Genomic DNA, 7,279 nt, shown 5'->3' on the forward strand with positions numbered 1-7,279 from the left:
GATGTCGAAGGGTATTATCGCAAACTCGGTGATGAACGCGGCGGCAGGCATGCTGCTGCTTCTGACGGGCTTCGTTTCCTCGATCATAACCGCGCGGTTGCTCGGGCCGGAGGCCAACGGCATCGTCGCCTTTTCGCTCTGGCTGGTGGTGACCGGCGCCTCGATTGCCGAGCTCGGCTCCAGCATCACACTGCTGAAGACGTTGCCGCAACTTTCGGCGGAGGGTTTCGATGCGCGCCGCCGGCGGGGTTTTGCCGCCATCCTCGTCAGCTTCATGATGTTCTCGACCGTCGTGCTGCTGGCGCTCTACGCGCTGTTCTTCCTGACGTCCGAAAAGATGCACTGGGCCGACACCGCGCCATCCGTCGCTCTGGTCACCGGCGTGCTGTTCTTCATCCAGGCGATCGGATCCTTCGTCAAATTCTACCTGATCGGCGAAAAGAAGCTTGGCGCTTTCTTTAAGCTGACGGTCGCCGTCTCGATCGTGCAGCTTGCCGGCGTTGCCGTCGGTGCCGTTTTCTATGGCGTCGAGGGTGTTCTCGTCGGTTATGCGCTCGGCCAGCTGGTCCTGTTTTTCGCCACGCTGCCGATCCTTCTTGCACGGCGCGACTGGTGCGGGGTCTCGCTGAAATATCTCGCCTCTTCCTCCGTCATCCTGTCGATCCAGTTCATCATCGATTCCATTTTCCTCAACCGGCTCGAGCTGCTCTTCCTGCAGCAGTTCTGGTCGGTGGAGATGGTCGGTTATTATGCCGTCGGCCTGTCGATCGCGAATATCGCGTTGCAATTGCCGATCCAGATGACCGGCAGCCTGCTGCCCTATTATTCCGAGCGGCGCCACAGCAGCGACGATTCGACATTGCCGGTCGAGGTCTTCGCCGCCGTCACCCGCAGCATGGCCTATATCGTGCTGCCGATGAGCCTCGGGCTTGCCGCGATCTCCAGCGAACTGGTGCTCGTGGTGTTCGGCGAAGCGTTCCGCCGCAGCGGAACGGTGGTGGCGCTGCTTGCGCTCGTCGCTCCCGCCTATACTTTCATGCAGATCCTCAGCCTCTACCTGCTGTCGATGGACAGGGCCCGCTCCCGCCTGAACATCAGTGTGATAGGTGGCCTACTGATGGTAGCGGGTTGTTTACTGATCGTACCTAGGCTTGCGGCCGAGGGTGCTGCACTTGTGCGCATCCTCGTATTCGTTGCGATGTCGGTGATGATGATCAGACAGACAGGATTCGGATCCCAGCTTTCGGGTCTTTACGCAAGCCTGACGAAGGTGACGCTCGCCTCCGTCCTCTGTGCTTGCGGAGCGATTTCCGTGCTGGAATTCGTCCAAGGTCCGGCCGGATTGGTCGGCGCGATCATCGCCGGCGCATTCGCCTATTTCGCGGCGCTCCGTGTGCTGCGCGCCGTGCCGGGCGAGGATGTCGAAGTCATGCGCTCCATTCTCGACAAGATGCCGTCCCTGCTGCGGCGACCGGTTGGCCACGCGATCAATTTCATCGCGCCGCGGCTTCCCGGCGATCCCGATCGCGCCAAAGTCGCGCCCGGCGAATTCTCGCTGGAACCGGCCGAGGGGGCGGGACGCAACGCTGCCCTGCCTGTCGTCTTCGACGGCACGATCGGGCTGTTCATGCCTGAGAATCCTCTCACGAAGAAACGTTCGGCCGCCGTGCTCTTCGTCAGCCCCTGGGGTTTCGAGGAGATGTGCAGCCGCAAATTCTTCCGCGTCGCGGCCGAGCATTTCTCGGATATCGGCGTGCCGAGCCTGCGCTTCGACTATCGCGGCACCGGTGACGCGCTCGATTTCGGGGTGCTGCCGGCAAGGCTGGAAACCTGGGAAAACTCGATCCGTGCGGCCGCTGACAAGCTGAAGTCGCTGAGCGGCTGCGACCGTATCATCCTCATCGCACAGGGCCTCGGCGCGACGCTTGCCCACCGCGTCGGTTCTTCGATCGAAGGCGTCGACAGCCTCGTCATGCTGGCGCCGGTGCTGAGCGGCAGGGCCTATCTGCGCGAACTCAACATGTGGTCCAAGATCATCGATGCCGATCTCGGCCTCGGCAAGGAGCATGTCCACACCGCGAAGGTGCAGATCGCCGGGCTCGTCATGCCCGAGGAAATCGCTGCCGAGCTCGGCAAGCTCAACATCACCTCGCCGCAGGGGCTCGCAGCCTCGCGCTATCTCATCCTCGAACGTCCTGCCAAGGCCGAGGATACCGGCTTTGCCGATGCGCTGAAGGCGCTTGGCGCCGATGTCGAGCAGAAGGCCTTCGAAGGCTATGACGAGCTCGCCACCAATCCGCTGTTTGCCAAGACGCCGATGGCTGTCGTCGCGCTGCTGACGACGTGGCTGGAGGCAACAACGACAGAGACATCCGCCGCCCATTCGCCGGCGGTGATCGACAACCCGCTGCTTGCCGGCGATGATTTTGCGGAAACGCCTGTCCGTTTCGGAAGCCATAATCATCTGGTCGGCGTCGTCAGCCGGCCGCTCGGCGAGATCAAGGGCAATGCCGTGCTCTTTCTGTCGACGGCCTATGACCGGCATGCCGGCTGGGGACGGACGACGGTCGACATGGCGCGCGAGCTCGCCCGCCAAGGCGTCGTGTCGCTGCGTTTCGATTCCGCCAATGTCGGCGACAGCCCGCCGCGGCCGGATGCACCGGAACAGGTACTTTATTCCGATACGCAGACCGGAGATGCGGTCGCCGCGCTCGATCTGCTCGAAGGCGTCTTCGCCGGCCCGGTCATGGTCGCCGGCCGATGCAGCGGCGGCTATGTCGCCTTCCGCGCCGGCGTCGCCGACGAGCGCTTGAAGGCTGTCGTGTCGATCAATCCCTTCGTCTATTACTGGGATCCTGACATGCCGGTGCGCAGGGAGCATGTCGTCTCCGTTCCCCGCAGCCTGGATGATTACAGCCAGCGCCTGGCGCGGCTCGACACGCTGAAGCGGCTGCTGCGCGGCCAGGTGGATGTCGTTGCGGCGCTGCAGAATATCGTCATCGCCGCCGGCCGCCGGCTGTCGCCGTGGATCGCGCCGGTGCTCGAGCTGCTTCCCGACCGGCGCAATATCGCCCGCGAGGTCCGGCACTCCTTCGCGCTGTTCGGCAAGCGCAAGGTCCCGCTGACGCTGATCTACAGCGAGGGCGATGTCGGGCTCGACCACGTCTATTTCCACTTCGGGCCGCGTGGCGCCAGGCTTTCCCGCTATCCGAACGTGCGCCTGCTGATGCTGCCGGATGCCGACCACAATCTGACGCCGCCGCAATCACGCAAATTTGTGCTCGACGAGATCATCCGTCTCGCCAGAGCATGACCGGGATTTCAGCTAAAGCGGTTCAGCTTTTAACGGAAGCGCAGGACCGCTCTAGCCTTTTGTATTTACGCAATTCCGGACGGAAAACCGCTTCGCACTTTTCCTGGAATTGCTCTGAAGCATGTCGCGCAAAAGTGTGCAGCGGTTTTGCGCCGAAGACATGCGGAAAGCAAAGATCTAAAGTCCGGCAAGCGAATCTGAAAGATCGCGACGCGCTTTAGGCGGGATCAGATGTTTTCCGCGGCGACGACATCAAGCGATCTGTAGAGATCGATATAGCGTTCGGCGACGATATCCCAGGAATAGCCGCGCGCGGCGTCGAGAAGCCCGGCCCGCACCACGTCCGGTTGGCGCGAAAGGTCTTCATAGGCCGTTTCGATCGCCGTGGCGGCGGTCTCAGGATTCGTGAAATCGGCAAGCATGAGAACGGGATGCCGGGCGGCAAGCGTCGCAAAGGCATCGTTGGCGTTCAGCACCGGCAGGAGGCCGGCGCTCATCGCCTCCAGCGCCACCAGGCCGAAACCTTCATATTCCGAGGCGGAGGCGAAAATCGAGGATTCTGCGATGATGCGCCGGATGGTGTCGTTGTCGGGCGACACATGCAGGGTGACGCGGCCGGAAAGATGACGGCGTTCAATTGCGCCTTCGACATCCGCCCGGTTCAGGTCGGATTCGGCGCCGACGATGTCGAGATGCCATTCCGGGTCGCGGGTCTTCAACGCGGCCATCGCATCGAGCAGATGGTCGATGCGCTTGTTCACGGAGAACCGGCCGATTGTGACGATGCGGCGCTTTGCCCGGCGTGATGCGGTGTCGGCGAACTTGCCGATATCGGCGCCGTTTTCGATCAGGAGACTGTCTGGCACGATCTCGGAAAACTGCTTGAGGTCGGAGGCGCTGCAGCAGATGACGCGGCGATAGGCCATCGCTGAAGCGCGGGTCAGCGTCCGGAACCAGATCTTCTTGATTGCCGCGTATTTCCGCGTGTGGAAGAAGCCGCCATGGGTGGTGACGATCATCGGTTTTCCGTGCAGCAGCCGGCCCCAGGCGAGCGCGTCGAAGAAGAAGTCGATGGCGTGGACATGGACGAGATCGGCATCGGCGAGATGGCGGAAAACCTGCGGTGCCAGCGGATAGCGGCTGGAGCCGGACCAGGGAATGCGCACCACCTCGATGCCGTCGATATCTTCGCGAAGCGGCAGCTTGTCTTCAGGCGCGGTGAAGAGCGAATCCAGCGTGACGACGCGCACGCGGTAACCGCGGCGCACGGTCTGGCGGGCGAGATTGGCGACCACGTCTTCCAAGCCGCCGCGATTGGGCAGGAATTGGCGCACGACATGGACGATCAGCGGAGCTGTTTCCAACTTCGGCTTCGCGCGCACCCTATCTGCCTCGACGATCGACATTTTCCACCTATCGCTGCACGTGCCGGCCCGCGCTGATGCGGGCCCGTGATAACAACGACCAGATATGCCCGGCGTTAAGGCGCGGTTTAGGCGACCGCTTGCGAGGGCCAATCTTCGCGAAAAGGGTTAACCGTGTCTGACGGGAATTTAGAGCGTTTCCGTTTTTCTCGAATCACGGAAACGCTCTATCTCTTTTGTTTTCACGCAATTCCCGGCAATAGCGTTTCACGCTTTGCCTGGCAAAACCGCTACGCACTTTTGCTGGAATTGCTCTAGAATGCCTTGAAGGTCAGCGTGGTCAGCGAGCGGACGATGCCGGGAATATTGGCGATGTTGTCGTTGATGAATTTGCCGATATCCTGGCCTTCCTCGATATAGACCTTCAGCAGCAGATCGTAGTCGCCGCTTGTGGAATAGAGCTCCGAGACCAGTTCAGTCTGGTAGATGGCGTCGGCGACATCATAGGTCTTGCCGGGTGCGCATTGGAGCTGGACGAAGATCGGCTTCATGGAGATTTCCTGCAAAGTTGTTTGGAGCGCATAATGGTCGAAAGCGCCATGCCGATGCAAGCCGTTCGTCACACAGCCAGGTTGGTGGTCGCTTCCGCGACGATCCAGTCACGAAAGGCGGCAAGCGGCGCATAATCGGCGCGCTCGGGCGGAAAGGCGAGATAATAGCGCTCGCGACTTTCCATTTCACGGTCGACAGCGGCGACGAGATCGCCGCGCCCGATCTCCTCCTGCATCAGGAATGTTGGCAGCAGGGCGACGCCGAGGCCGGCGATTGCCGCCTGCGCGGCGGTGGCGAACTGGTCGAAGAGCATGCCGTGGACGTTTTCGAAGGAAACGTCGTTGCTGGCGAACCACTGCTCCCAGGCGTCAGGGCGCGTCGTCAGATGCAGAAGCGGAACGGCAAGCAGATCCTCTGGCGCTTTGATCGCGTGTCGCTGCAGAAAATCAGGACTGCAGGCCGGCACCGTGCGCTCCGACATCAGGAAGGCGAGTTCGGCGCCCGGCCAGTGCGGATGGCCGAAATGGATGGCGGCGTCGATCGAATCGAGGCGGAAATCGAAGGGCGAAAGTCGGGTCACCAGATTGATGGTCACGCCGGCATTGGCGGCGAGAAAGCGCCCCAGGCGCGGCGCCAGCCAGCGCGTGCCGAAGGTCGGCAGGATGGCGAGATTGAGCGTGCCGCCATGCGGATTGGCGCGCAGGTTCAGCGAGGCGCTCGATATCCGCCGCAGCGCCTCGCGAATCTCGCGAGCATATCCGTCACCGGCAAGCGTCAGCCGCATGGTCTGGCGTTCGCGCAGGAAGAGCTCGACGCCAAGCTGCTCCTCCAGCGCACTTACCTGGCGGCTGACGGCGCTCTGCGTCAGATCGAGTTCGCGCGCCGCTGCGGTCACGCTGCCGGTGCGGGCAACCGCCTCGAAGGCGGCGAGATGCGAAATCGATGGCAGAAAACGTCTAGACGTGAGCATGGTCATTCCATTTCAGAATGGGCTATTTCCGAAATAGCGATATTTGCGGCTTTGTCGCGCGTGTAAAGAGGTTCTTCCTGCAAAAACGGAATGAGCCGGAGTTTCCCAATGCCGCAAGCCTTCGTTTCCCCAGACCGCATCCGATCGCTGTTCACCGAGGCGATGTCGCAGATGTACCGGGCGGAGGTGCCGCAATACGGCACGCTGATCGAACTGGTGGCGGATGTGAATGCCGGCTGCCTCGAAAACGATCCCGATCTGCGCGAACGTCTGGCCCAGGCCGGCGAGCTGGAGCGCATCGATGTCGAGCGCCACGGTGCCATCCGGCTCGGTACGGCTGACGAGCTCTTCACCATTCGCCGGCTGTTTGCGGTCATGGGCATGCAGCCGGTTGGCTACTACGATCTTTCGGTCGCCGGCGTGCCGGTTCATTCCACCAGCTTCCGGCCAATCGACGAGGCAGCGCTCAACGTCAATCCATTCCGCGTCTTCACCTCGCTGTTGCGATTGGAGCTGATCGAGGACGAGGGGTTGCGCGGCGAAGCCGAAGCCATTCTGGCGAAACGGCGGATCTACACGCCGCGTGCCGTCGCGCTGATCGAGCGCCACGAGCAGAACGGCGGCCTGACCGAGGCGGAAGCGACGGAATTCGTCGCCGAGGCGCTGGAAACCTTCCGCTGGCATGGCGAAGCGACAGTCAGCGCCGAAACCTATAAGCGGCTGCATGATGCGCATCGGCTGATCGCCGACGTCGTCAGCTTCAAGGGGCCGCACATCAACCATCTGACGCCGCGCACGCTCGATATCGACGCGGTCCAGGCCCGCATGCCGGAACGCGGCATCACGCCGAAGGCTGTCATCGAAGGGCCGCCGCGCCGTCATTGCGATATCCTGCTGCGACAGACGAGTTTCAAGGCGCTGGAGGAAGCGATCGCCTTTTCCGATGATGATGGTGCGGTTCAAGGGACGCATACCGCCCGCTTCGGGGAGATCGAACAGCGCGGCGTGGCGTTGACGGCGAAGGGCCGGGCGCTCTACGACCGGCTGCTCGCCTCGGTTCGCGGCGAGGTGCAGGTGGGC

The 7,279-nt window shown here is 62.3% G+C and carries 5 protein-coding genes; 2 read left to right on the forward strand and 3 right to left on the reverse strand.

All coding sequences use genetic code 11. The features are described from left to right. The first annotated feature begins 1 nt into the window (after window position 1). Window positions 2–3,313: an oligosaccharide flippase family protein gene (locus MOV76_RS21645; RefSeq protein ID WP_247265246.1), complete on the forward strand. Its 3,312-nt coding sequence runs from the start codon at window positions 2–4 to the stop codon at window positions 3,311–3,313. Window positions 3,314–3,540: 227 nt separating this feature from the next. On the opposite strand, the gene MOV76_RS21650 is transcribed toward MOV76_RS21645, so the two are convergent. The 3 genes from MOV76_RS21650 to MOV76_RS21660 form a co-directional block, all read right to left on the reverse strand. Beyond that, window positions 3,541–4,719 (reverse strand): glycosyltransferase family 4 protein, encoded by a 1,179-nt coding sequence (locus MOV76_RS21650; RefSeq protein WP_247265247.1) that lies wholly within the window; start codon window positions 4,717–4,719, stop codon window positions 3,541–3,543. A 272-nt stretch (window positions 4,720–4,991) separates the two neighbouring features. Beyond that, window positions 4,992–5,228: an Lrp/AsnC ligand binding domain-containing protein gene (locus MOV76_RS21655; RefSeq protein WP_003543721.1), complete on the reverse strand. Its 237-nt coding sequence runs from the start codon at window positions 5,226–5,228 to the stop codon at window positions 4,992–4,994. A gap of 68 nt (window positions 5,229–5,296) precedes the next feature. Beyond that, entirely contained in the window at window positions 5,297–6,205 is a 909-nt protein-coding gene (locus tag MOV76_RS21660) for a LysR family transcriptional regulator (protein WP_247265248.1), read from the reverse strand. Window positions 6,206–6,289: 84 nt separating this feature from the next. Here MOV76_RS21660 and MOV76_RS21665 point away from each other — a divergent pair. Next, window positions 6,290–7,279, forward strand: a 990-nt coding sequence (locus MOV76_RS21665) for a VOC family protein (protein WP_247265249.1), incomplete at its 3' end; no start/stop codon positions are given.

Source organism: Rhizobium sp. PRIMUS64 (genome assembly GCF_023006465.1).
GTDB classification, from domain to species: Bacteria; Pseudomonadota; Alphaproteobacteria; order Rhizobiales; family Rhizobiaceae; genus Rhizobium; species Rhizobium leguminosarum.

Bases quoted from the DNA above. Each gene is read 5' to 3' on its own strand.
- MOV76_RS21645 (WP_247265246.1), top strand. From the start codon at position 2: ATGTCGAAGGGTATTATCGCAAACTCGGTGATGAACGCGGCGGCAGGC.
- MOV76_RS21650 (WP_247265247.1), bottom strand. From the start codon at position 4,719: ATGTCGATCGTCGAGGCAGATAGGGTGCGCGCGAAGCCGAAGTTGGAA.
- MOV76_RS21655 (WP_003543721.1), bottom strand. From the start codon at position 5,228: ATGAAGCCGATCTTCGTCCAGCTCCAATGCGCACCCGGCAAGACCTAT.
- MOV76_RS21660 (WP_247265248.1), bottom strand. From the start codon at position 6,205: ATGACCATGCTCACGTCTAGACGTTTTCTGCCATCGATTTCGCATCTC.